Here is a 23,721-nt window from a genome sequence, read left to right as displayed (position 1 = left end):
AATACGCCATATCGGTTGTCTACCCGCTATACCGAACGAATAACGAAAACCCGTAAAAATTTTTAAAATTGTTTTTCAAACTGGACTTGGATGCGCGTGTAATCATGGCTATAAAGCCAATCAACATTGCTTCGTGTTTGATGATACTGGCCTGTGATCACCGGAGAAAAACCCGCCACAGTTAGCGTAGGCAGGCGCAAACTCAATACCAGCGTATGTTGAATATCATGCCGCTTATCCCCCAACATGGCGTTGTATTCTTGATAGTTACGATCTTGATAGGCATAACTAAACAGGCCATCGAGTTCGGGCGTCGGCTGAAAACTCACTCCGACTCGTCCTCCTAGGCTGTGCCAGTCAAAGACAGTATCCTCACTTTGGCTATCCGTGTAGTTTGCACCGATAAAAGCTAACCAGTTGGGATGAAGCTGAGAGAACCATGTTGCAGACAAATAGGTTTCCTGCCCCGACAGCGCCTTCAGCTGTGCGCCTTGATAACGGATATCTTTGCTGACAACCGTTCCCTTAAATGTCGATGCAGGAGTAAGGATACGTAGGTAGTCAAGGTTGACACCAAAGGTATGGGAAATCCACGAGCCTCCTTGCCAAGTGCCTTCCAATAAAGGGCCTATTGAGAGTTGATTAGCCGCATTTTGATACCGATACCCAATCAACCACTGGGTGTCCCACTGGTTATAGGTATCATTTTTATCGTAATCCGCACCATATGCCATGCCGCGGATAAAGCCATGGTGATGACCAGACACAGCCCATGTTTTTGCTGCCGAGAGCGTGGCTCCCCAACCATAACTGGCAATCGCGTCCGGCGTTTTTCGTACGTAAGCACACCCTGCAGCCACCGATAGCAAACAGGTTTCACTGTGAGACGTTTTATTGATATTGGTGTGATACTCAGGCCCAATCGCCAACGAGCCTTGCCATGACTGACGCAAAGATAGTGCTTGTAAATAGGCCGAGACGGTTCGCTGAACACCAGCAGCGTGAGGCATACCGGCAATGCTTGTCGCGATAGCCTCAAAGTACTGTTTAGCCTCACGGCTTTGGTAATCTTCAAATAACACGCGCGCTAGTGATAACTGCGCCAGTAAAAAATCAGGCTTAAGCTTAAGTAGAGCTTGATAGGAATGCGCGGCTTGGGCGAGGTTTCCTGCCTGTCGGGCCAAGCCCCCCTTGGCATAAAGAATTAACATCGCATCATGGCCGGGTAATGTTTGATAGTAAGGCAGCCCTTCAGCCACCCTATCCCAAGCGTGTTGTCGTATCGCTTGGTAGAGCGCTCTTCCCAATGCATTCACATCCAATGTTTCTAAAGGAACATGCCATGATGGTGTGCTGGGCAGTGCTAAATCGGCCTCTGCCAGCGCTTTGTCTTCCGACTGTTTTTGTTGTTGTCTCTGACGTTGTTCAATACGAAGGTCTGTTTCGGATTGGCTACTGAATACCAACGTGGGCGTGATCATCAAGCTAATAACGCCGACGAGTAAATAAAACCGCATGCAACACCCGCAAATAAAAAGCAGAGGCACATCGCCTCTGCATCATAAAAAATAAACGCTATTTTTTGGTGCCGCCAAAGGCGGTATTGAGATCGCGGTCGGCAAAGGTTGCAACCCCAGCAAGGGCTGCGGCGTCTGCACCAAAGAAATGGCCTTGTGTGTCCCCTACAACCCCTGGACCACTACGTAAAGCATGCGCGTCACCCTTAAACGCTGCAGTTTTCGCATCAATATCTGCATCAATGCTTAGTTTCATCGCAGCATTACTGATGGTGCCGCGAACGGTTTTAGCGGAAAAGTCTGCGTTAAACTCACCAGTCAATGCATTATTGCCAGTAAAGCGGTTCAAGCCAGTCACTGCATAAGATGCCGTGCCCGATGTGGGCAGACTCGTTTGGGTGTTATCGCCCGCATAATACACACTGCGATCTTGACCATTACCGGCAAAGTCTTGCGACCATTCACCAAACCACACGTCGCCCGCACCGGCCTGCGCAAAGTTAAACACTCCCGCTTCCCCGGCATGTGATGTGCCATTGGTGTAAATGTCGCCTTGCTTTTGGGTACTGCTGGCACGGGTCAACCCTTCAAAGTCCACTTTGAATTTCGAGGAGATACGGTTGTCATTACCAATCCCCGCCTTACCCATTGTATGGGGGCCAAAAGGCACATTGGATGTGCCGACTTCAATATTGGCGTCATCGCTTTGTGTGCCAACAATATTAGCCAAAGCAGATGTGGTAGTTAAAATGGCACTTAGTGCTATCACGACGGTTTTGTAAGGCATAATGTGACTCCTAGGTAAATGATTTCAACGTCCAGCAAATTATTTGCTTCATCCTCTTTACCGTTCAGTTCAGGCAAACCCGTAACCGCGTCGTTAAAATTTTGCTTTTAGCATCAATTTAATAGTCCGCCCTGGCGCCGGTACACTGGAACGCACCAGTGGGTCAATGTGGTAGACATCGGTTAAATTGGTCCCTACGACTTCAAGCGCGATGTGGCGTGATAGCTGATAATTGGCAAATGCATCAAACGTTAAGGTATCGTCGCGCTGGACCACCTCATCTGACTTGGCTTTGGCAAGGTACGCGCCTTTGATCCCAGCTTCTAACTGACGATTGAAAAAGCGATGGCCCAGTTGCAGCGACGTCGACCACGCTGGGGGGACTTGCGATTCTAAATATCCGCCAGGAAAACCGCCAAACAGACAATTGCGATAATATTCTGGCTCGTCGGGGCGATAACGTGTGACGACGGAGCTCTCATCACAGACTTTATTGGTGAGCATGTAAGCGCCATTTAAATCGGCAAACCAATCACCATCATCGTAGTTCGCTTGCAGCTCCAACCCTGCCAGCGTCTGCGAATCAATATTGCTAAAGCGCAGCATGTCATCTCGCTCGATCACGTTTTCAGTGAGGTGGTGAAAGTAAGCCAGTTTCAGATCACCGTGAGTAAAATGATGAATGTAGCCTAACTCGTGATTCACCGTTGCTTCGGGTTTGAGGCTGGTATACGCATTATTTAACGCGGAAAAGCTAAGTGTGCTTTCAAAGAGGCTTGGAAAGCGCAACATTTGGCTGTAGCGATAGTAAATACGGTCTTGCGGCGTGGGAGAAAATGCCACGGAGGCAAACGGTGACCAACCCTGCTCGTGATCGTGTGTTTTGGGACGCATATTCACTTTGGTATTCAATTGATTGGTCGCACGACACGTCCCTTCAATGTAGTTGTCGGGTAATAGTCCGTTAGCGGGGTCACAGGGGTTTTGCGCACGGCTATATTTACCGTTTCCATCATGTAACCAAGCTTGTGTGCGCTCTTCTATTTTACCTTCTTCGCGCAGCTTGGCTTCTTCTTCTGCAAGATCAACCAATATCTGGCTTTCAGGCACCCCAAAAAATTCCAAACTTTCGCGATAACGGTCCAACCTCGCCTGAATTTCAGCCTCACTCAAGAACACCCGCACTTTATAGCTGGCTTCAAGCCCCGGCGAGACAGCCTGCTGCGTGAACAGGGTATCGCCCCCTTCGGCTTGGCGCGCTGCAAGGAAGTCATCTTTGACATCAAAGCCTTGAAACTTCACACCAGCGTTAAGCGTCCATTGGGTATGTGGCTGCCAAGTGGCTTGTAAGCTGGCATCAAATTCTTGATAGGTCCCTTCTTGTGGAAAGTGCACCCAACCATCGGCTTTGTTCGCATCATAAGTATCATCAGAACGTTGCTCTCGGTATTGATATCGTCCTGCGGCAGTCATAGATAAGGTGTCACTGAACGCCATGGTATTGCTGATATTCAGGCCAATACGGCTATCTTTTGCATTGGACGCAGCAGTATTGCGCAACAGGGTGCTGTAGCCCGGTAACAGGTCATGGTTATTGGCATAGTTAGGAAACCCACCTCGGGTATTGGTATCGCTGACGGTGTAGGTGGTCCATAACTTGGCCGTTAAATCAATCCAAGGGTCCTTTGGCGACCAATGATAATCAAGGTTATAAGCTTGCGCTCGCACGCGGCTAAGTGGCCATTGCGCCATTTTATTGCCATCGACTAAGTCGCCAGAGCGGCTCGCCATGATTTCACCATACTCGGCATCGGTGTAGCGCGCGCCAAGGCTCAATTGCTGCGCGCCCTCGAAAAGGAATGTACTTTTCAGCAACACAGATTCGGTTTCGCTGGACGTATTGGGAATTTCCGCGCCCGGCAGATGGCGCAGAGCCAAGGTCTCTGGATCGATCTTGGTCATATAGGCTTCTTTCGAATCGCCGCTTTTATAAAAACCACTATCATGTTTGCCCCCATAATAATTGCCTTTATAGCGATAAGCGTAAGCAGCTAACCATTCCATGCTTTCGCCTCGTTTCGCCAGCGCAAGACGGTAAGCGTAGTCATCCCCCGAGAAAGGATTGTTGTTCTTGTTGTGGCTCATCGGCTGCCAAAGCGAAGGATCGGCGTAAGGGTATTGTGGCGTGGACGGAAACCCGTCGACTTCTCGATAGTCTTGCCCTGTGTATAAGGTCCCTAATGTGGGCGCAACCGCATTGTTGCTACCTTCAATCAAGAACTCACCGCCAAAGTCTTTTCCCGGCAGCAAAATATCTTGCGCAGAGAGGGTATTGACGACCACCGCGCCGCCTGTGGATGTTTTGACATTCGCCACAGTATTGGGGCCTTTGATGACCTGCACACCACCAATTAAGTTGGGATCAATATAGCTGCGATTCGAGACACCGCGATAGCCACGCCAGACAGTCAGCCCTTGCTCTGTACCATCAATGAGAACAGGCACACGACCCGGCCCTTGGACACCACGAATATTTGGGTCAATGCCTCCGCCGTTGCGCGCATCGCCACTGTACACATTGGGCATACCTTTCAAGAGATCAGCCGCATCTTTACCTTTATATCGCTCAACCTCTTTTTTGCCCGCGTACACCGTTGACCGGTTGTCATCGTAAACAGCATATTTACCCGCTTCATCGCGGCTAATATCCCCTTCCGAAAACGACACATCTAGGGTATCGAGCGTCAGCGACTCTGTGCTGTCGGTAATTTGATAGCTGCCATCGGCTTGTCGGTGTGCCGTCAACCCCGTACTGGTCAGCAGGGTGTTGAGGCCTTGCTCTGGAGTAAACTGTCCGTCGAGCCCCGCACTGTAAAAACCTTCGGACAAACGCGCATCCAGATGAAATTCGATACCCGATGCCAGCGCAAAGGCTTTTAATACCGCATCAAGCTCTCCGGCGGGAATCTGGTAGGTATTTACCGTGTCTGTTTGGGCATAAACGGGGGAATAAAAAGGCACGCCCAAGGTTAACGATAGACACAATATCGATGACTGCAGTTTCACAATACGGCTCCACTTAAGTGAATGAACTAACCGATACACCGAACGAAGGCGTGAGATCCGTAAAGATGAGTGTCATTTTTTATTGGGCTGGAATAATTTGCACCCAGAGCGCAGTACGAAAGCGCAGGGCAATAGGCAGAATGGTTTCTAAATTCGCCAGCGTTTGCTGGATATTACGGGTGGAAAATACCCCCGTCACGGTTAGATCATTCAGTTGTGCATCTAAGCGCAACCAGCCTGAGAAATACCGTGAGAACTCTTCAACCAGCGCCGAAAGCGGCATGCGTTCAGCCACAAGTTTTTGCTCCAACCAACTCACCGCGTGAGTTTCTAAAGGTGCAAGATGCTGCACCTTATTGGCTGTGCATTGCACCGAATGCCCGGCGGGAATGTGACGCAGTTGACCCTGATACGGCTGAATACTCGCGTTGGTCGATAACAATTGTATAGCACTGAAACGCGTAAACTGGCGCACAGCAAGTTGGCCTTGATCCTCAACCCACACCTGACCGTGGGCGGTGAGAACCGATAAAGGCGATGCCGCCTCGAGCATCACTTCACCGCGCTCAAGGAAAATCTGTTTTTTCCCGCCTTGATAATCGACCCACACCCGCGAATCTGTGTTTAACGCGATACGACTCTGATCCGGCAAGGTGAACTGCTTAAGTTCCCCGACTCGGCTTGCCAAGGCAACGCCCTGTTCGTAACGCTGCGCATTGGAGCGCCATGCCAATAAGCACCCTGCGCCAATACCAATGCCACCGAGCACCAAAAACCGCCGGCGCGACAAGCCACTTTGTCGCAATAAGACCGAATGATGTCCCGAGACATCCTGAAGCTGGGATTGCACACCTTCCAGCGCTTGCCATGCCTTTTCATGATGAGGGTGAGCACGTCGCCACTGTGATAGCGCTTGTTTATCCTGCTCAGACACATCGTCCGCCCACATACGGGCCATCCATTGTGCCGCTTGCTCAACCACATGAGGTGATAAAGACGACATCATGAATCACTCTTGCGCGGCGAGTACACAGGCAGCCAGTGCCTTGGCAACATATTTCTCTACCGAGGAAACCGAGACAGAAAGCGCCTTTGCGATGTCTTTATAGCTCATTCCCTCGAGCTGGCGCATCAGCAAAGCCTGCCGCACCTTGACCGGTAAATGCCCTAATAACGCATCAACCGCCACCAAGGCTTCCATGGTTTGTTGGTGTTGCTCGGGCGAGCTGGCCATGAGTTCTGGCTGCGCTTGCAGATAGTCTAAGTAAGCTTGCTCAACGCGACGACGGCGATACCAATCGATGATCAAGCCTTTGGCGATATGGGTAAGGTAAGCACGCGCACTGTCTGTATCAGGCAAACGGCCAGAGTTAAGCAAACGCAAATAGGTGTCTTGAACTAAATCTGCCGACGTTGACGGGCAACCCATTCGTCGCTGAATAAAGCCCGAAAGCCAGCGCTGATGTGACACATACAGCGAGGTAACACCCTGATGTAACGCCTGCTGACTCCCTATCATTGAATGTGCTCCCTACATCTAAATCGACCACCAAATACAAACGCTAACAATTATCATTAATAATTGCATATATGCAAGCATGTTCTAGATAGAGCCATGCTTTATCGACTCAGCGCACAGTTTGTGTCACACCGGCAATCGCGCACGCGTGTATCGAGTCAGTAACTTCACGCTCTAGCGTTCAAATCCCCGCCGGTTCGTGCTACCCTGCGCGCCTCCCACGGGGAACAACTATCTATTCGTCGATCGACGCCTGTACGTATACGCTATACTGCGGATGGGCATCAGCCAGTGAAAGTGATCAATCCATGAGCCAAGGTACGCTTTACATTGTTTCCGCCCCAAGTGGTGCGGGCAAATCTAGTCTGATTTCAGCGCTGCTGAATGATAACCCTCGCTATGACATGAAAGTGTCTGTGTCTCACACGACGCGCGCTATGCGTCCTGGTGAAGAAAACGGTGTGCATTATCATTTTGTCTCCGAGGAAGAATTTCAGTCACTGATTGCACAGGAAGCGTTCTTAGAGCACGCGCAAGTGTTTGGCAATTATTACGGCACCTCGCGCGTATGGATTGAAAAAATGCTTAATAATGGTGTCGATATTTTTCTCGATATCGATTGGCAAGGCGCTGAGCAAATTCGTCAGCAAATGCCGAACAGCAAGAGTATTTTCATTTTGCCACCCAGCCGTGAAGAGTTAGAACGACGCCTCACGACACGTGGCCAAGACAGTGAGGAAGTGATTGCGCAACGCATGCAGGAAGCACGCACCGAGATCTCTCACTATGCTGATTATGATTACCTGATTATTAATGATGACTTTGATGTCGCATTGATGGATATTAAGGCCATCATCCGTGCCGAGCGGATGGCACAAGCCAAACAAGCCAGCAAGTATCATACAATGATCGACGAACTGTTGGCTGACTAACCACCACATTGAGACGTGGCCATTGCCCCAGCCAACGCTGGCAATAGGTCGCGGCCTTTTGTATACTTTTCGGTCATTTTGAATGACCTATTGATGACATAGCTGGAGTCCTTCATGGCACGCGTAACTGTTCAAGACGCCGTTGAAAAAATTGGTAACCGCTTCGATCTCGTTCTGGTTGCGGCTCGCCGCGCCCGTCAAATGCAAACGGGCGGCAAAGATGCCCTCGTCGCAGAAGAAAACGACAAGTACACAGTGATCTCTTTGCGTGAAGTTGAAGAAGGACTGATCAACAAAGAAGTCCTCGACGCACGTGAGCGTCAGGAGAAGCAAGAGCAAGAAGCCGCTGAAATGGCCGCGGTAAGCACCATTTCTGGTCAACGTTAAACGCTGCATTTATCAGGGACAGGCCGTTTGTATCTATTTGATAGCCTGAAAGAAGTTGCTAGCCAGTATTTGCCGGAGTCACAGCTTGAAGCGCTTCGGCAAGCTTACCTAGTAGCCAGGGATGCCCACGACGGGCAAACTCGCTCAACCGGCGAACCTTATATTATTCACCCCATCGCGGTGGCACGGATCTTGGCAGAAATGCGCTTGGACTGTGAAACCTTGATGGCGGCATTGCTGCATGATGTGATTGAGGACACTGAGGTGACCAAAGATGATCTGCAGCAACGCTTTGGTGATGTGGTAGCCGACTTGGTGGACGGGGTGTCTAAGCTCGATAAGCTTAAATTCCGCGATCGCAAAGAGGCCCAGGCCGAGAACTTCCGCAAAATGGTCATGGCGATGGCCCATGACATTCGCGTAATCCTGATAAAACTGAGTGACCGCACCCACAATATGCGTACTTTGGGTGCGCTACGCCCAGATAAAAAACGCCGTATCGCCCGTGAAACGCTAGAAATCTTCGCGCCCCTCGCCCATCGTCTGGGTATCCATAATATAAAAGTCGAGCTTGAAGAGCTCGGCTTTGAGGCCTTGTACCCCAATCGCTACCGCGTGCTTAAAAAGGTGATCGCGCAAGCGCGGGGCAACCGCAAAGAGATGATCCAAAAAATCCATGCGGAAATTGAAGGCCGCTTGGAAGATGCAGGGATTAAAGCCCGTGTGTTGGGCCGAGAGAAAAACCTCTACTCCATCTATAACAAGATGAAGAACAAAGAGCAGCGTTTCCATACCATCATGGATTTATACGCGTTTCGGGTGATTGTGGGTGATCTCGATACCTGCTACCGCGTGCTGGGGCAAATGCATAACTTGTATAAGCCACGCCCAGGCCGGCTCAAAGACTATATCGCGGTGCCCAAAGCCAACGGGTATCAATCACTGCACACCTCTATGATTGGCCCACATGGTGTCCCGGTGGAAGTACAAATTCGTACCGAAGACATGGATCAAATGGCGGATAAAGGGGTGGCCGCACACTGGGCGTACAAAAGTGGCACCGACAGACCCTCTGGCACCACCGCGCAAAAACGGGCGCAGCGTTGGATGCAGAACATTATCGAGCTGCAGCAAAGCGCCGGCAGCTCGTTCGAATTTATCGAGAGCGTCAAATCCGATCTCTTCCCCGACGAGCTGTACGTCTTTACCCCCAAAGGGCGGATTGTCGAGCTGCCTGTCGATGCCACCGCGGTCGACTTTGCCTATGCCGTCCACACCGATGTCGGCAACACCTGTGTTGGGGCAAGGGTTAATCGTCAGCCTTACCCGCTGAGCCAGCCGCTCAAAAATGGTCAAACGGTTGAGATTATCACCGCACCAGGCGCGCGTCCTAATGCCGCTTGGCTTAACTATGTGGTCACCGCGCGGGCACGGACGAAAATCCGCCAGGTGCTAAAAACCATGCGCCGAGAAGAGTCGGTCACCCTAGGGCGTCGCCTGCTCAATCACGCGCTCGGAGAGAAAAACCTAGCGGATATTAATCCTGAACGCGTTGACGCTGTACTGAGCGACTTGAAGCTAAAAACCAGCGACGACTTACTGGCATCGATTGGTCTTGGCGAACTCATGAGCGTGGTGATCGCTCGTCGCTTGCTAGATCAAGATCCGGCCGCCCCTACCGAGGGCAAAATGCCGATTCGTGGTGCGGATGGTATCTTGGTGACTTATGCCAATTGCTGTCGCCCTATCCCAGGTGACCCCATCATTGCGCATGTCAGCCCAGGTAAAGGCTTGGTTATCCACCGTGAAACCTGTGCTAACATCCGCGGCCACCGCCAAGAGCCGGATAAATATATGCCGGTCGAGTGGGCGGACGATTTTGAACAAGAGTTCAGCACCCGGGTACGCGTGGATATGCAAAACCACCAGGGAGCATTGGCCGACCTCACCAATACCATCGCCGCAACCGGATCCAATATCCAAGGGTTAACCACCGAAGAGCGCGATGGTCGCCTATACACTATCTTTGTTCGCTTAACGACCAAAGACAGAGTGCATTTGGCCAACATTATGCGTCGCCTTCGCGTCATGCCTAATGTGGTGAAAGTGAGCCGCCAGAAAAACTGAGTGCCCCAACCCATCATTACCTGTCGCCCGCCCTTTGGCGGGCGTCACCGTTTTTTTCCTGTTATTGACGGAATTGAATCATGACCCCTGAACGCTTTGAACGCATTCATCAGGTCTTGGCCCAACGCCAGCCTGATCTCACTGTCTGCATGGAGCAAGTTCACAAGCCCAATAATATTTCCGCCATCATTCGCACGGCCGACGCGGTAGGCATTCACCGCATGCATGCGGTATGGCCAGAAGGCACCAAGATGCGCACCCTCGGTGGCACATCGGCCGGCTCGCGCAACTGGATAGATGTGGTCACTCACAACACCACGGAAGAAGCCTTTGATGCCATGCACGCCCAAGGGATGCAGGTGTTAGTCACTAACTTGTCGGATACCGCGGTCGATTTTCGCGAGATCGACTACACCCGTCCGACGGCCATCGTGCTGGGGCAAGAAAAACAAGGCATCAGTCGCGAAGCGCTCGACAAAGCGGACCAAGACATCCTCATTCCTATGGTAGGTATGGTACAGTCACTCAATGTGTCAGTGGCCAGTGCCTTGATTTTGTACGAAGCACAGCGCCAACGCCAAGCGGCTGGCATGTATCAGTTGGATAAGACACGCTTGCCCGACCACGAGGTTCACCACATTTTGTTCGAGCGTGGTCACCCGGTGCTTGCCCGCGTGGCAAAACAAAAAGGCTTGCCTTATCCGCCCTTAGATGCACACGGTCAAATTGTGGCCGACGAGGCATGGTGGGCACAGATGCAGGCAGCCAAACATCCACGTTAGTCCGACACACGAGCCAGAGCAAACCCATAGAGAAACAGATGCGATCTTCGATGCTAAGTGCGGTGACTGTTGATACCTTAAGTGGCGTTGGCAGCAAAATGGCAGAAAAACTGGCAAAAATAGGCCTGCATACGGTGCAGGATGTTTTATTTCACCTGCCTTATCGTTATGAAGATCGCACCCGAGTATGGCCGGTTGCCAGCCTCTTACCCGGCCAGCATGCCACCATTGAAGGTGAAATCACCCACAATGACACCGTGTTTGGTCGCCGCCGGATGCTCACGGTTCGGGTGCAAGATAGCAGTGGCGCGTTAACGCTGCGATTTTTCAACTTTAATGCCGCAATGAAAAACAGTTTAGCCGTAGGCAAGCAAGTAAAAGCCTACGGTGAACTCAAGCGCGGAAAGCACGGGCTGGAGATCATTCACCCCGAGTATCAGGTGTTTTCTGAGCCCACCGAATTGGTGATGGAAGAAACCCTCACCCCCGTGTATCCCACCACGGAGGGGCTGCGCCAAGCGACGCTGCGTAGCCTGACCGATCAAGCCCTGGCTTTGTTAGACAAAAGTGGCGTCGACGAGCTGCTGCCCGAGGGCTTGTACGATAGACAGCTTTCGCTGCGCGATGCATTACACCTTTTGCATCGTCCGCCGCCCGAGACCGTGTTGGAAGACTTATTAGCAGGGCAACACCCTGCTCAGCGACGCTTGATCATTGAAGAGCTCCTTGCCCAACACCTGTCGATGCTGTCTGTGCGCCACCAAGCCCAACAAGTGAAAGGCTTTGCCCTCGCGCCCAGTCAGTCATTAGGGCAGCGCCTTTTAGACAACCTGCCTTTCACTCCCACCGGCGCACAAACCCGGGTGGTGAGCGAGATCAGCGCCGATTTGGCCAAGCCGTTTCCGATGATGCGCCTCGTGCAAGGCGATGTGGGGGCAGGTAAAACCTTGGTCGCCGTGCTCGCCGCCTTGCAAGCGATTGAACAAGGCCATCAAGTTGCGTTGATGGCACCGACCGAGCTATTGGCCGAGCAACACGCCACTAACTTCGCTCAGTGGCTCGAACCACTGGGCATTCAAGTCGGTTGGCTGGCCGGCAAGCTAAAAGGGAAAGCGCGGGAGCAAACCCTGGCAAGCATTGCTGACGGCGAAGCGAAAATGGTAGTCGGTACCCATGCTTTGTTTCAAGCGAGCGTCCAGTTCGACAGCCTAGCGTTGGTCATTATTGATGAACAACACCGCTTTGGCGTTCACCAACGTCTCGCGCTGCGTGAAAAAGGCGAGCAGCAAGGCGCCCATCCGCACCAGCTTATCATGACCGCGACCCCCATTCCCCGTACCTTGGCGATGACCGCGTATGCGGATCTTGAAACGTCCGTCATCGATGAATTACCCCCGGGGCGCACACCCATCCAAACCGTCGCCGTCCCCGACACCCGACGCGACGATATCATCGCCCGCGTCAGCGCCGCATGTGCAGCCGGTCGACAAGCATATTGGGTGTGCACCTTGATTGAAGAGTCCGATGCCTTAGAAGCGCAAGCCGCGGAAGACACAGCTACCGCGCTTAAAGAAGCCCTCCCCAACCTGGAAATTGGCTTAGTTCACGGGCGAATGAAAGCGGCAGAAAAGCAAGCGGTCATGGAAGCGTTTAAACAAGGCGAGTTACAGTTATTGGTGGCGACAACGGTTATTGAAGTGGGCGTCGATGTCCCCAACGCCAGCCTAATGATTATAGAAAACCCCGAGCGACTCGGGCTGGCACAACTCCACCAGCTACGTGGCCGTGTCGGCCGTGGTTCCGTCGCCAGTCATTGTGTGCTGCTTTACCATGCCCCTTTATCCAAAACCGCCAGTCAGCGGCTTGGGGTGCTGCGCGATAGCAATGACGGCTTTGTGATTGCGCAGCGCGATCTCGATATTCGTGGACCTGGCGAGCTTCTCGGCACCCGCCAGACCGGGCTGGCTGAGTTTAAGATTGCCGATTTGGTCAGAGATCAGGGGCTGATCCCTGAAGTGCAAAAACTGGCCACGCACCTACATCAACACTACCCACAACATGCTCAAGCGATTATTCGCCGCTGGCTGGGGCATAAAACCCACTACTCCAATGCCTGATCGCCGCTATAACGCTCCCAATGCGTCATGATCAGCGCCATGGTTTCTGACTTGCTGTATCCCGCTTCACTGGCCGCCTGGATAAAGTGCGCCAGTGCGCCTTCAACGTAGTGCAAACGCTGCTCGGGTTCAGCCGGGCGCATGGTTTCACTCACCTGCATGCCCACTCCAGGCAAGCGCTCAAGCCACCCCTCATCGGCCAATTGTTGATAGCTGCGCGACACCGTCATTGGGTTCATCGCCAATGTTTTGGCCAGTTGCCGCACCGAGGGAAGGCGCGCACCGGGGTAGAGGGTGCCGCTGGCAATTTGCCGTTGAATTTGATCAATCAGCTGCTGAAATTTAGGCGTCGGATCCTGACTATCTAGCGATAAACGCATGGCCGTTTCCCAGTGTATTGAGTCTCTATGACAGTATGGCCTACCCTCCTGGTTCCGCGACTTCCGCGGCCAAAAACGTGGTCACACGCACACAAGGGTGTTATTTTTTATTGCCCACAGGAAACGTCATCTGAATTCTTAACCCACCTTCAGTACGTGACGACAAGCGAATATCACCATGAAGCTGTTCCACAATCCGTTTCACGATCGCTAGCCCTAGCCCCGTTCCTTCGCTGCCCCGCGCCGTATCGCCGCGGGTAAACGGCTGGAACAAGGTATTTTCGAGGCTCGCTTCAATGCCCGGGCCATTATCTTCCACTTCCACCCACTGATAGGTATGATCAGCATTGCTGCCACAACCGAGACGGACCCAGCCATGACCGTATCGCACCGCATTAACCACCAAGTTAGTCACCGCACGCTTTAACGCTACCGAATTAGCAAATAGCTCTCCGTGCAATGCCCCCAGGTCGAGATCAATATCGACCCCCATTTGTTGCTGATTACTCGCCACATCGCGGCAAATACTGGCTAAATCAACCGGATCAGGATCTTGCTGCTGCACCGCGCGCAAGTAGTCCATAAACTGGTTGATGATTTCATTACACTCTTCGGTGTCCTCGGTAATGCTATCGGCCAAATAGGCGTCATCCGATGACATCATTTCAGTGGCAAGGCGAATGCGCGTCAGTGGCGTGCGCAAATCATGGCTGACGCCCGCCATCAGCAAGGCGCGATCTTCTTCCAACTTGCGTATACCGGCTGACATTTTATTAAACGCGACCGTCACCGCCTGAATTTCTGATGCCCCTCGTGGTGGGACAGGATCGGGAAAACGGCCATCTGCCACATCTAACGCCGCGCGCTCAAGAGCCACGAGTGGACGGTTTTGCATCTTGATAAATAGCCACCCGCCCGCTATCACCAACAGGGCAATCACTAAGCTGTATTGAAATAAAGGCGCAAAGTCGTCTTGATGCAGCTCGGAAAGCGGGATCCGCATTAAAAAATCGTCAATCTGGTCAAACTTCAGCCACAGCACGTAACTGTCTTCACCGCTGACCAAGCGCACTTCGGTTTGGGTGCCCAACTCCTCGCTGATATGCTCGCTTAAATAATCAATTTCCATGGCGTCTTTAAACGCCGCCGCAGGCTCACTGTTGGGCGCATGCAAGGTGACCCCAATCTGCTCCAACAATTGCCGCCGCACGGGTTCACCCAGGTGAAGGACTTCACCATCCTTAAGATACCAGTCTTCTTCCAGCATCAAGCGTACTTCAAAAGCGAGGATCTTGTTGAACTGCTGCAAACTGGGCAGCAAGGCATAATTAACGATGGTTAGATAAGAAAAAACTTGGCTGGCAATTAATAAGCCAGCCAAGATAAACAAGGTACGTGCAAAGTTAGTCCGCGGTGACATCCGCATCGCTATACCTCTCCATCCGGCACGAATACGTAGCCGAGCCCCCATACGGTTTGAATGTAACGCGGTTTACTCGGGTCTTCTTCTATCATCCGACGCAAACGCGAGATTTGTACATCAATCGAGCGCTCCATCGCCGAATACTCACGGCCACGCGCCATGTTCATCAACTTATCACGTGACAAAGGTTCTCGCGCATTGGTGACCAAGGCCTTAAGCACTGCGAACTCGCCGGATGTGAGCGTCATCGGCTCATCATTGCGAAACATTTCTCGCGTGCCCAAGTTGAGGCGAAACTCGCCAAAGGTCACTGTGGTTGAGTCTGCACTCGGCGCGCCTGGCGCTTCAATGGTCTGCCGGCGCAATACCGCGCGTACCCGCGCCAATAGCTCTCGCGGGTTAAAAGGCTTGGGTAGGTAATCATCGGCACCCACTTCTAAACCGACAATGCGATCAATCTCATCGCCCTTGGCGGTCAACATCAAAATGGGTAATTGGTTATTCGCTTGGCGTAAACGGCGACACACTGACAGGCCATCTTCCCCCGGCAACATCAGATCCAGCACCATCAGGTGAAAGGCTTCACGCGCGAGTAAGCGATCCATTTGCTCGGCATTGGCCACACTACGCACCTGAAAACCTTGCTCGGTCAGGTAGCGTTCCAGTAGCGAGCGCAGACGCATATCATCATCCACCACTAGAATTTTATAGTTCTCTTGCATGCTAAGCCCTCAATGCTGATCGTTGCCCGGCCATGGATTGACCGTCACTTATATCATACTGAATTTTGCCACAGTTCTCTTTCAGACCGCGTGTTTGTCTGCCGCCAAGCGAGGGGTAAATTGTTACCGAGTGTTGCCTCGACAAGTTTGCCCGCTTCTTGTACTTTCCTGGACAAGGTTATATCGCGCGACGCCGAATGGCTAGCGAAAGGAGAGGTAACGTGAAAACCAAATTGGTGACCCGAGAAGGGTTTAACGCGCTCAAAGCCGAGCACGATTACCTGTGGCACGAACGGCGCCCAGAAGTGACCAAAATTGTCAGTTGGGCCGCCAGTTTGGGTGATCGCTCAGAAAATGCAGACTACACCTACAACAAACGTTTGTTACGCCAAATAGACCGCCGCGTCCGTTATCTGCGCAAACGCCTCAATGACTTAACTATTGTTGATTACGCGCCCGAGCAAGAAGGACGGGTCTTTTTTGGCGCCTGGGTGGAAATTGAAAACGAAGCCGGCGACACCAAGCAATTTCGAATCGTTGGTCCTGATGAGATTTATGAACGCAAAGATTACATTTCTATCGATGCCCCCATGGCGCGGGCGCTATTAAAAAAAGCCGTTGATGACGAGGTGGTGGTCTCAACCCCTGAAGGCGAAAAGCAATGGTTTGTGAATACCATTACCTACCCGAAACCCAGTGACAGCGACGCTCAGTAACACCTGAGGGAACCTTCGTCCCCATCGCGGTCAAAAATGCTATCCCTTGGCAGGGCGTTCCCCTGCCGTGCTTGTAGAGAAAAGGAAACACATGCACACATCCATTACACACACCCTGGCGCACGAACTCAATGTCGCACCAGGTCAAGTTAAGACAGCGGTCGATCTGCTTGACGATGGTAACACTGTCCCTTTTATCGCCCGCTATCGTAAAGAAGCGACCCAGGGCCTGGATGACTCGCAATTGCGCACCCTTGAGACCCGTTTGGTCTATCTGCGCGAATTGGACGCTCGTCGTGATACCATTCTCAAATCGATTGACGAGCAAGGCAAACTGACCGAGAGCTTGCGCCGCGATATTCTCGCTGCCGAGAGTAAAAACCGCTTAGAAGATCTCTATCTGCCTTACAAACCCAAGCGCCGAACCAAAGGCCAAATTGCGATTGAGGCCGGCCTAGCATCCTTGGCTGAGGCCTTATGGCAAGACGCCTCACACAACCCTGACACACTTGCTGAGCAATACATCAATGCGGAAAAGGGTGTCGCCGACACCAAAGCGGCACTCGAGGGGGCCCGCGCCATCATGATGGAGCGCCTTGCCGAAGATGCGAGCTTATTAGAAACGCTGCGCCAATACCTTAAGCAATACGCGGTGCTGCGCGCTACCGTGGTTGCTGGCCAGGAAGAAGCCGGTGCCAAGTTCAAAGACTACTTTGCTCACCAAGAGCCAATTGCCAAAGTGCCGTCTCATCGTGCCTTAGCCATGCTTCGTGGTCGCAATGAAGGCGTGCTACAGCTGGCACTGATTGCCGACCCCGACCAAGCACCAGACAGCAAGCAAAGCGTGTGCGAGACCATGATTGCTCAACACTATCAGCTGTCTTTGGGCACCGCCCCGGCAGACCGTTGGCGCAAACAAGTCATCGCCTTTGCGTGGCGAGTAAAAATCTTGATGCATCTTGAGACCGAGTTCATGGCCAACCTGAAAGAGCGCGCAGAGAACGACGCCATTGATGTGTTTGCCGCCAACTTAAAAGATGTATTGATGGCTGCACCGGCTGGCCCTCGCTGCACCATGGGGATAGACCCAGGCCTACGTACCGGCTGTAAAGTGGCGGTGGTGGATGGCACGGGCAAACTGCTCGACACCGCCACCATTTACCCCACCGCGCCTAAACACGATATTGAAGGGGCGAGTAAAACACTACGCCGTTTTATTGATCGCCATGGCGTGAACTTGATTGCGGTCGGCAATGGCACCGCCTCACGTGAAACCGAACACTTTGTCACCACCATGCTCAAACAAGCCGATTTGAGCATCCAAACCGTGATGGTCAGTGAGGCCGGTGCCTCGGTTTACTCAGCGTCAGAGCTGGCAGCCAAAGAATTTCCCGATCTGGATGTCTCGCTACGTGGCGCGGTTTCTATCGCTCGCCGCCTGCAAGACCCCCTCGCCGAGCTGGTTAAAATTGATCCTAAATCGATTGGCGTCGGTCAGTACCAGCACGATGTCTCTCAACACCAGCTGGCGAAAAAGCTTGATGCCGTGGTGGAAGACTGTGTGAACGCCGTAGGGGTCGATGTCAATATCGCGTCTGCGCCGCTGCTCACCCGGGTGGCGGGCCTTAGCCAAACCATGGCGCAAAACATTGTTGCCTTTCGCGATGAAAATGGTCGATTTAACGACCGTAAAACCTTGCTGAAAGTGCCGCGCCTTGGGCCGAAAGCCTATGAGCAATGCGCTGGCTTTTTACGGGTAATGGATGGCGCCAACCCGCTTGACCGCTCGGGTGTCCACCCAGAGACCTATCCATTGGTCAAACATATCGCCCAAAAGACCAGCAAGGCGGTCGATGCCTTAGTGGGTAACACGGGCTTATTACAGAGCTTAACCGCCAGTGACTACGCGGATGACACCTTTGGCCAAATCACCGTCACCGATGTATTGAACGAGCTGGCCAAACCCGGCCGCGATCCGCGCCCTGAGTTTAAAACCGCCACCTTTGCCGAGGGCGTGAATCAAATCAGTGACTTAAAACCAGGCATGCAACTCGAAGGCGTGGTCACGAATGTCACGCACTTTGGTGCGTTCGTCGATATCGGCGTTCACCAAGACGGCCTCGTACACATCTCCGCGCTATCAAACCGCTTTATTAGCGATCCACGCGACGTGGTCAAAGCTGGTGACGTGGTGAAAGTGAAAGTCATGGAGGTGGATGCGCCGCGCAAGCGAATTGGGTTATCGATGCGCCTCGACGATACCCCAGCCGCCAGCGAACCCTCAGCCGCCGCCCCTAAGCCGCGTGACAAAAGTCCGAAAAAGCGCCAGGACAAACCCGCTGCAATGGGCAGCATGGCCGATGCCTTTGCCCGCGCCAAGCGCTCCTAACCAAAAAGCCCCACGAAACATCGTGGGGCTTTTTCATCGTGGCATCATTGACACCACTTAAATCACAATCAGCACCTCTGAGGGCATGTTCGCCACGGTTGCTTGCTGATAACGCATGGCAACCACCGCACGCGTTTGCTCGAACCTTTTCAGCTCTTCAACTTTCTCCAGCACCTCTTCCGGCATTTTCAACCCCAAGGGGTAGCCGTTGTCTTTGCGTGCTTGCTCTCCAGGCTCATTACGTGCCATGGCATCAACACGCCCAGCAATATTGGCACCGTCGTAATCAGCGTCGGACAAGGACTCGCGACTGTAGTCGAGCGAATAGTTGGGGTGCTGTGACGGATCCCAAGATGAGCGGCCGAGCTGCTTGCCTTGATCGGTGGCCGCTTTGCCGTGTTCTGGCTCTGGGGCTTGCTTGGTAGGGACAATTTTTTCGCGCATGCGATTGTCCCGCGCAACTTGTTCAGTTGGCGGGTTCACCGATGGCGCGACAGTTGGGATACTGACGCTTGCTGGCGATATATTCATCTGATGCTACCTCCCAACATCAGCTGAAGGCCTAATTGTCAGTGCGGCCTCGTCTCCTTATAGTTTAGACGACAACCGCGAGTATGGTACCTATTGTGCCCAGCGCAGACAAAAATTGTCCCGCACCATAGGCCGCATCATCGTTTTCTTTCACTTTGTCCGGGTGGTCCATGCCCAACGCACCATAGGTAAAGGATTCAACCGATGATTTATCTTCTGGCTTTTTAACACCTTCAGCGTTTTTCGCTGCTTTCACATCTTTGCTTTCTTTTGCTGCCTCGGCAGCGGAAAGCGTCTCAGCCGCCTTGGCTGTTTTCGTGTCTTTGGCCGCGTTGTCCGCATTTTGTTGCGGTTGTGTCGGCGCTTTTGGCTTCATCGTTTGTTGATGATACGCCTGAGACTGCCCAACGTTACCTACGTTCATTATGGTCTCTCCTAATGTCAGAGCAAGTGACATAGTTAACTTATCGGCAGAACCATGACAGGATTTAGTCAATTCTACCAAAAAACGATCAGCGCACACTATTTGGGCGGCAAGTTTGTGCCTAAAAAGGCAAGTAGCTTGTCCACCACTTCGTCAGGCTCCGTCACAAAGGGGGCATGAGCACTGTGTGCCAATACCGCACATTGCGAATGAGGCGCTAACGCAGAGACAGCTTCCGCCACCGACGCAGGCACCAAACCGTCTAGCCGCCCGTATAACCGCAGCCACGGCACGGAAATCGCCTCACACTGCTGGCGCAGATCCGTGTTTGCCAGCATCGCCAAGCCATCCGCCAACGCGCGAGGGTCAGGCGCCGGTCGCGAAAATACCGCTTGTTTGAGCGCTTTCACATCTTTTCTCGCCGTGGGTGACCCCATGGCTTGCAGCGCCATGAAGCGCTCCACCGTTTGCGAAAAATCACGCTCAAGCTGGTCGGCAAAGTCGGTGAGTACCGCCGACTTGATCCCACGCCACCCTGGCTCTGCGACAAACTTGGGTGAGCTGGCGATAGTGACCAATCCAGTCACGCGCTGTGGCGATAACAGTGCGGCTTGTGTTGCCACTAATCCGCCCAGTGACCAACCTATCCAAGTTGCATGCGCTGGTGATTCTTTAAGCAACACTTGTGCCAGTTTCTCGATATCAAGATCCGGTTGATGGGCGCTGTCGCCAAAACCCGGCAGGTCAACACAGTGAACACGATAGTGCGCGGTCAAGTAAGGGAGCAACATTGACCAGACAGCGCTGTTCATTCCCCAGCCATGAATGAGAACCAGATCGGGACCTTGCCCGTGAGATTGCCAATCACATAACGCCATGCTTTACACTGCCTTGGTTGCTTTTCAATCAAGGTGCCTATGATATCAGCAATCACACCACAGCGCTTCACGCGTTTACTCACCCACTGGAGAGGCAAACTCTTGCCCTCTCAGTGTCCGGTTTGCCACTTGTCATTGGATGCCGCACCCGTGAGTGCCACCCCGGCTTTATGCTGTGCCGCCTGCTGGGATGCGCACTACTCTTATTGTCTATGCCAATGTTGCGGCCTGCCGGTCCCAACCCCACAAGCACGCTGTGGTGTCTGCCTTAGCCACCCTCCAGCATGGGACCGCTTGGTCGCGATCAGTGCCTACGAGGATCCGCTGCCGCAGCTTATCCATGCATTTAAATACCAACAGGCCTTTGAATTGGCGATACCTTTTGCCCGCCAGTTAAGTGAACGTATCCATCACCCCGCCCCCGTATTGCTGCCTGTTCCACTCCATTGGCGGCGCCGCTGGCAGCGCGGCTTTAATCAAAGCGGGCATTTAGCCTGGGCACTGGCCGACTACCTGGATACTCACGTCGTCGATAACGTTTTAGTCCGACATCGCCATACTGCGCCACAACAAGGTTTAAGCCGACAGGCGCGGCTCTCTAATCTGAAACATGCGTTTGCGATCAGCGGCGAGCTGCCAGGTTCGCATGTGGCTATCATTGACGACGTGGTAACAACCGGACAAACGGTGTCGCAGCTGTGCCGATTATTGCGGCGAGCCGGCGCAGAAACGATCGATATTTACTGTTTGGCACGTACCGATCTACCCTAACGGAAAGCGTGCTATCCATGCTCATAAAGTAGCCACATGCTTCAAGGGGTGATAGCCAACGCAAACCGGAGTACACTGTATAAAACACACTGGATTAGTCAGGTATTTGTCGTGTCAGAAGTCAATATTTCAGAAAATGCACAAAGCCACTTTGTGAAGCTGCTTGAGCAACAGCCCGAGGGCACCAATATTCGCGTGTTTGTGGTTAACCCAGGCACGCCAAACGCCGAGTGCGGTGTTTCTTATTGTCCCCCCGAAGCGATAGAAGGCAGCGATACCGAACTCAAATTTAACGGGTTTTCGGCCTTTATCGATGAGATGAGCCTGCCCTTTTTAGACGAAGCGGAAATCGACTTTGTCACCGATAAAATGGGCTCACAGCTGACGTTGAAAGCACCGAATGCGAAAATGCGGAAAGTGGCCTCCGATGCGCCTTTGATGGAGCGGGTTGATTACGTGATTCAAAGCCAAGTTAACCCACAGCTTGCCAGCCATGGCGGCCATGTGAACTTGATTGAAATCACCGATGACGCGGTGGCGATTTTGCAATTCGGTGGCGGTTGTAATGGCTGCTCAATGGTAGACGTGACCTTAAAAGAAGGGATCGAAAAGCAGTTGCTGGCCGAATTCAGCGGTGAGTTAAACGGCGTGCGTGATGTCACCGAGCACGCCCGTGGCGATCACTCTTACTACTAAGACGCTGTCCCCTCCATCGCAAAAACAGGCCAACTGGCCTGTTTTTTTGGTTGATAGGACTCAGTGGGTGACATCAAAAAAGCTGTCTCGTCGCCAATGGTAAACAAAGCACACCGCGAGACTGAGCCCTCGTAGCGCCATAAAAGTAAGCATCGCTAACCACAATGCGTGATTGCCCCACCCTTGCGCTAACCACCAGGCAGCAAAAAAACCTGCAGTGGCGACAAACATCCCATTGCGCATGTCTTTACCCCGCGTGGCCCCGATAAAGATACCGTCGAGCAAAAAGCACCACATCGACACCAAAGGCATGGCCACCAGCCAAGGCAAATAACGCGCCGCTTGGTCACGCACCGCCTCAATATCGGAAATCAGCGCAATGATGTGATGGCCTGCCACGCCAAACGCCAGCGTGATCGCCAAGCAAATCACCAACGACCAAAAAGTGCTGCCTATCAGTGACACCAACAACGCAGACTTGCTCTGCGCGCCAACCGCTTTCCCCACCATCGCCTCCATCGCATAAGCAAAGCCGTCCATCGCAAAGGAAATCAGCATCAGAAAGCTCATCAATACCGCATTGGCGGCCACAATCTCGTCACCAAGCGTCGCCCCTTGGAAGGTCATAAAAGTAAACGCCAACTGCAAACTAAGGCTGCGCAAAAAGATGTCTCGATTAAGCTTTAGCAAACGGCTCATCCCAGTCAGCCCGCGCTCAAATACCGACCGAACGGTCGGTAACTGACGCGACTGCCAGATACCTTTGACAAAATAGAGCCCCAGCATGAGGCCGAGATAATCGGCAACCACACTGGCCGCTGCGGCCCCTTCGACTTTCATATCGAGGCCCACCACAAACAGCAGATCAAGGATAATATTGGCACTGTTAACCACAATCAGTAGCCACATCGGCTGGCGCGCATTTTGGGCCCCCAGTAGCCAGCCCATGATCACCAAGTTCATCAAGGTCGCCGGTGCACTAAAGATCCGAATGGAGAAATACTGGCTCGCATAGTGTTTCACCTCAACGCTGGCATCACTAAAGTGCATCACCCCCTCTAAAATGGGCACATGCAATGCGATTAAGAGTACAGCCAGCAAGCCCGCTAAGGTCGCCCCACGCACAAAGGTCGCCGCCAGCTCACGGTTATCACTCGCGCCATAGGCTTGCGCGGTAAACCCGGTGGTCGCCATACGCAAAAAGCCCAACAACCAAAAGGTGACATTAATCATGGTGCTGCCAACCGCCACGCCACCTAGATACCACGCATGCTCCAAATGGCCGATCACCGCGGCATCCACTAGCCCTAACAAGGGGACGGTAATGTTGGAGATCACCATGGGTAAAGCCAGCGATAAAACGCGCCAGTGAAGTTCACGCTGGGTTAAAGACTGCCACATACTGCCTCGTTTTGAATCTTAAAGAACCCACACTGAGTGAGGGAGGTAATCTATTTTTGATAAAGAACATGATTGCACCGACAAGCGCTCACATCCTTGGGTAGCCCTGATGGGTGCAGCAGTGTACCATTGCAGCAATCTCATCGACGAGCGGCA

21 protein-coding genes are annotated in these 23,721 nt (G+C 52.7%); 9 read left to right on the top strand and 12 right to left on the bottom strand.

Annotation, left to right across the window (positions count from 1 at the left end; all coding sequences use genetic code 11):
* Positions 1–62: 62 nt before the first annotated feature.
* The 5 genes from FCN78_RS00630 to FCN78_RS00610 all read right to left on the bottom strand — a co-directional run bounded on the left by FCN78_RS00630 (position 63) and on the right by FCN78_RS00610 (position 6,889).
* Complete coding sequence (locus tag FCN78_RS00630; RefSeq protein WP_077659116.1) at positions 63–1,517, bottom strand: surface lipoprotein assembly modifier; 1,455 nt, start codon at positions 1,515–1,517, stop codon at positions 63–65.
* 58 nt (positions 1,518–1,575) lie between these two features.
* The gene (locus FCN78_RS00625; protein WP_077659115.1) at positions 1,576–2,304 is read right to left on the bottom strand and encodes a Slam-dependent surface lipoprotein; all 729 of its coding nucleotides are present in this window, start codon (positions 2,302–2,304) and stop codon (positions 1,576–1,578) included.
* 93 nt (positions 2,305–2,397) lie between these two features.
* Entirely contained in the window at positions 2,398–5,370 is a 2,973-nt protein-coding gene (locus FCN78_RS00620) for a TonB-dependent receptor (RefSeq protein WP_131825567.1), read from the bottom strand.
* Positions 5,371–5,449: 79 nt separating this feature from the next.
* Complete coding sequence (locus FCN78_RS00615) at positions 5,450–6,376, bottom strand: DUF4880 domain-containing protein (protein WP_077659113.1); 927 nt, start codon at positions 6,374–6,376, stop codon at positions 5,450–5,452.
* A 3-nt stretch (positions 6,377–6,379) separates the two neighbouring features.
* Complete coding sequence (locus tag FCN78_RS00610; protein ID WP_069361956.1) at positions 6,380–6,889, bottom strand: sigma-70 family RNA polymerase sigma factor; 510 nt, start codon at positions 6,887–6,889, stop codon at positions 6,380–6,382.
* Between the two features lie 308 nt (positions 6,890–7,197).
* Here FCN78_RS00610 and gmk point away from each other — a divergent pair, with 308 nt between their 5' ends.
* The 5 genes from gmk (at position 7,198) to recG (ending at position 13,234) form a co-directional block, all read left to right on the top strand.
* Positions 7,198–7,821 carry a guanylate kinase gene (gmk, locus tag FCN78_RS00605; protein ID WP_069361957.1) on the top strand — a complete coding sequence of 208 codons (624 nt, stop codon included), beginning with the start codon at positions 7,198–7,200 and terminating at the stop codon, positions 7,819–7,821.
* 114 nt (positions 7,822–7,935) lie between these two features.
* Entirely contained in the window at positions 7,936–8,208 is a 273-nt protein-coding gene (rpoZ, locus tag FCN78_RS00600) for a DNA-directed RNA polymerase subunit omega (RefSeq protein WP_046074663.1), read from the top strand.
* A 27-nt stretch (positions 8,209–8,235) separates the two neighbouring features.
* Positions 8,236–10,335: a bifunctional GTP diphosphokinase/guanosine-3',5'-bis pyrophosphate 3'-pyrophosphohydrolase gene (spoT, locus tag FCN78_RS00595; RefSeq protein ID WP_069361958.1), complete on the top strand. Its 2,100-nt coding sequence runs from the start codon at positions 8,236–8,238 to the stop codon at positions 10,333–10,335.
* A gap of 80 nt (positions 10,336–10,415) precedes the next feature.
* Positions 10,416–11,117: a tRNA (guanosine(18)-2'-O)-methyltransferase TrmH gene (gene trmH, locus FCN78_RS00590; protein ID WP_077456771.1), complete on the top strand. Its 702-nt coding sequence runs from the start codon at positions 10,416–10,418 to the stop codon at positions 11,115–11,117.
* On the top strand, positions 11,078–13,234 hold the full coding sequence (gene recG / locus FCN78_RS00585; RefSeq protein WP_077659112.1) for an ATP-dependent DNA helicase RecG: 2,157 nt from the start codon (positions 11,078–11,080) through the stop codon (positions 13,232–13,234). Before trmH ends, recG begins: the two co-directional genes overlap by 40 nt.
* On the opposite strand, the gene FCN78_RS00580 is transcribed toward recG, so the two are convergent.
* From FCN78_RS00580 to ompR, 3 genes are all read right to left on the bottom strand, one after another.
* On the bottom strand, positions 13,219–13,614 hold the full coding sequence (locus FCN78_RS00580) for a GntR family transcriptional regulator (RefSeq protein ID WP_069361961.1): 396 nt from the start codon (positions 13,612–13,614) through the stop codon (positions 13,219–13,221). The two genes, recG and FCN78_RS00580, sit on opposite strands and share 16 nt — an antisense overlap.
* A gap of 100 nt (positions 13,615–13,714) precedes the next feature.
* Positions 13,715–15,040, bottom strand: a complete 1,326-nt coding sequence (envZ, locus tag FCN78_RS00575; protein WP_069361962.1) for a two-component system sensor histidine kinase EnvZ — start codon at positions 15,038–15,040, stop codon at positions 13,715–13,717.
* Between the two features lie 2 nt (positions 15,041–15,042).
* Positions 15,043–15,759 carry an osmolarity response regulator transcription factor OmpR gene (ompR, locus tag FCN78_RS00570; protein ID WP_046074657.1) on the bottom strand — a complete coding sequence of 239 codons (717 nt, stop codon included), beginning with the start codon at positions 15,757–15,759 and terminating at the stop codon, positions 15,043–15,045.
* 221 nt (positions 15,760–15,980) lie between these two features.
* Between ompR and greB the strand changes: the two genes are divergently transcribed.
* Both greB and FCN78_RS00560 read left to right on the top strand, forming a co-directional pair.
* Positions 15,981–16,475, top strand: a complete 495-nt coding sequence (gene greB / locus FCN78_RS00565; RefSeq protein WP_069361963.1) for a transcription elongation factor GreB — start codon at positions 15,981–15,983, stop codon at positions 16,473–16,475.
* Between the two features lie 91 nt (positions 16,476–16,566).
* Complete coding sequence (locus tag FCN78_RS00560) at positions 16,567–18,864, top strand: Tex family protein (RefSeq protein WP_077659111.1); 2,298 nt, start codon at positions 16,567–16,569, stop codon at positions 18,862–18,864.
* Between the two features lie 57 nt (positions 18,865–18,921).
* Here the strand turns inward: FCN78_RS00560 and FCN78_RS00555 are convergent, their stop codons facing one another.
* From FCN78_RS00555 to bioH, 3 genes are all read right to left on the bottom strand, one after another.
* On the bottom strand, positions 18,922–19,395 hold the full coding sequence (locus tag FCN78_RS00555; protein ID WP_077456781.1) for a hypothetical protein: 474 nt from the start codon (positions 19,393–19,395) through the stop codon (positions 18,922–18,924).
* A 64-nt stretch (positions 19,396–19,459) separates the two neighbouring features.
* Positions 19,460–19,819: a hypothetical protein gene (locus FCN78_RS00550; RefSeq protein ID WP_069361966.1), complete on the bottom strand. Its 360-nt coding sequence runs from the start codon at positions 19,817–19,819 to the stop codon at positions 19,460–19,462.
* A gap of 98 nt (positions 19,820–19,917) precedes the next feature.
* A complete protein-coding gene (gene bioH / locus FCN78_RS00545) occupies positions 19,918–20,697 on the bottom strand; it encodes a pimeloyl-ACP methyl ester esterase BioH (RefSeq protein WP_077659110.1) in 780 nt (259 codons plus the stop codon).
* Between the two features lie 39 nt (positions 20,698–20,736).
* Between bioH and FCN78_RS00540 the strand changes: the two genes are divergently transcribed.
* Together FCN78_RS00540 and nfuA are read left to right on the top strand one after the other, a co-directional pair.
* Positions 20,737–21,468, top strand: coding sequence for a ComF family protein (locus FCN78_RS00540; RefSeq protein WP_077659109.1), 732 nt, complete (start codon positions 20,737–20,739; stop codon positions 21,466–21,468).
* Between the two features lie 36 nt (positions 21,469–21,504).
* Complete coding sequence (gene nfuA, locus FCN78_RS00535; RefSeq protein WP_176719644.1) at positions 21,505–22,164, top strand: Fe-S biogenesis protein NfuA; 660 nt, start codon at positions 21,505–21,507, stop codon at positions 22,162–22,164.
* Between the two features lie 60 nt (positions 22,165–22,224).
* Here the strand turns inward: nfuA and dinF are convergent, their stop codons facing one another.
* Positions 22,225–23,565: an MATE family efflux transporter DinF gene (gene dinF, locus FCN78_RS00530; protein ID WP_077659108.1), complete on the bottom strand. Its 1,341-nt coding sequence runs from the start codon at positions 23,563–23,565 to the stop codon at positions 22,225–22,227.
* Positions 23,566–23,721 lie beyond the last annotated feature (156 nt).

The organism is Salinivibrio kushneri (assembly GCF_005280275.1).
In the GTDB taxonomy this organism is placed as follows: domain Bacteria; phylum Pseudomonadota; class Gammaproteobacteria; order Enterobacterales; family Vibrionaceae; genus Salinivibrio; species Salinivibrio kushneri.
The sequence above is the reverse complement of the archived record's forward strand: the minus strand, read 5'-3'. Positions and strand labels throughout refer to the sequence as shown.

Coding starts and splice junctions, on each gene's coding strand:
- FCN78_RS00630 (WP_077659116.1), bottom strand. CDS start 1,517: ATGCGGTTTTATTTACTCGTCGGCGTTATTAGCTTGATGATCACGCCC.
- FCN78_RS00625 (WP_077659115.1), bottom strand. CDS start 2,304: ATGCCTTACAAAACCGTCGTGATAGCACTAAGTGCCATTTTAACTACC.
- FCN78_RS00615 (WP_077659113.1), bottom strand. CDS start 6,376: ATGATGTCGTCTTTATCACCTCATGTGGTTGAGCAAGCGGCACAATGG.
- FCN78_RS00610 (WP_069361956.1), bottom strand. CDS start 6,889: ATGATAGGGAGTCAGCAGGCGTTACATCAGGGTGTTACCTCGCTGTAT.
- gmk (WP_069361957.1), top strand. CDS start 7,198: ATGAGCCAAGGTACGCTTTACATTGTTTCCGCCCCAAGTGGTGCGGGC.
- rpoZ (WP_046074663.1), top strand. CDS start 7,936: ATGGCACGCGTAACTGTTCAAGACGCCGTTGAAAAAATTGGTAACCGC.
- trmH (WP_077456771.1), top strand. CDS start 10,416: ATGACCCCTGAACGCTTTGAACGCATTCATCAGGTCTTGGCCCAACGC.
- recG (WP_077659112.1), top strand. CDS start 11,078: ATGGTGGGCACAGATGCAGGCAGCCAAACATCCACGTTAGTCCGACAC.
- FCN78_RS00580 (WP_069361961.1), bottom strand. CDS start 13,614: ATGCGTTTATCGCTAGATAGTCAGGATCCGACGCCTAAATTTCAGCAG.
- envZ (WP_069361962.1), bottom strand. CDS start 15,040: ATGCGGATGTCACCGCGGACTAACTTTGCACGTACCTTGTTTATCTTG.
- ompR (WP_046074657.1), bottom strand. CDS start 15,759: ATGCAAGAGAACTATAAAATTCTAGTGGTGGATGATGATATGCGTCTG.
- FCN78_RS00560 (WP_077659111.1), top strand. CDS start 16,567: ATGCACACATCCATTACACACACCCTGGCGCACGAACTCAATGTCGCA.
- FCN78_RS00555 (WP_077456781.1), bottom strand. CDS start 19,395: ATGAATATATCGCCAGCAAGCGTCAGTATCCCAACTGTCGCGCCATCG.
- FCN78_RS00550 (WP_069361966.1), bottom strand. CDS start 19,819: ATGAACGTAGGTAACGTTGGGCAGTCTCAGGCGTATCATCAACAAACG.
- bioH (WP_077659110.1), bottom strand. CDS start 20,697: ATGGCGTTATGTGATTGGCAATCTCACGGGCAAGGTCCCGATCTGGTT.
- FCN78_RS00540 (WP_077659109.1), top strand. CDS start 20,737: ATGATATCAGCAATCACACCACAGCGCTTCACGCGTTTACTCACCCAC.
- nfuA (WP_176719644.1), top strand. CDS start 21,505: ATGCTTCAAGGGGTGATAGCCAACGCAAACCGGAGTACACTGTATAAA.
- dinF (WP_077659108.1), bottom strand. CDS start 23,565: ATGTGGCAGTCTTTAACCCAGCGTGAACTTCACTGGCGCGTTTTATCG.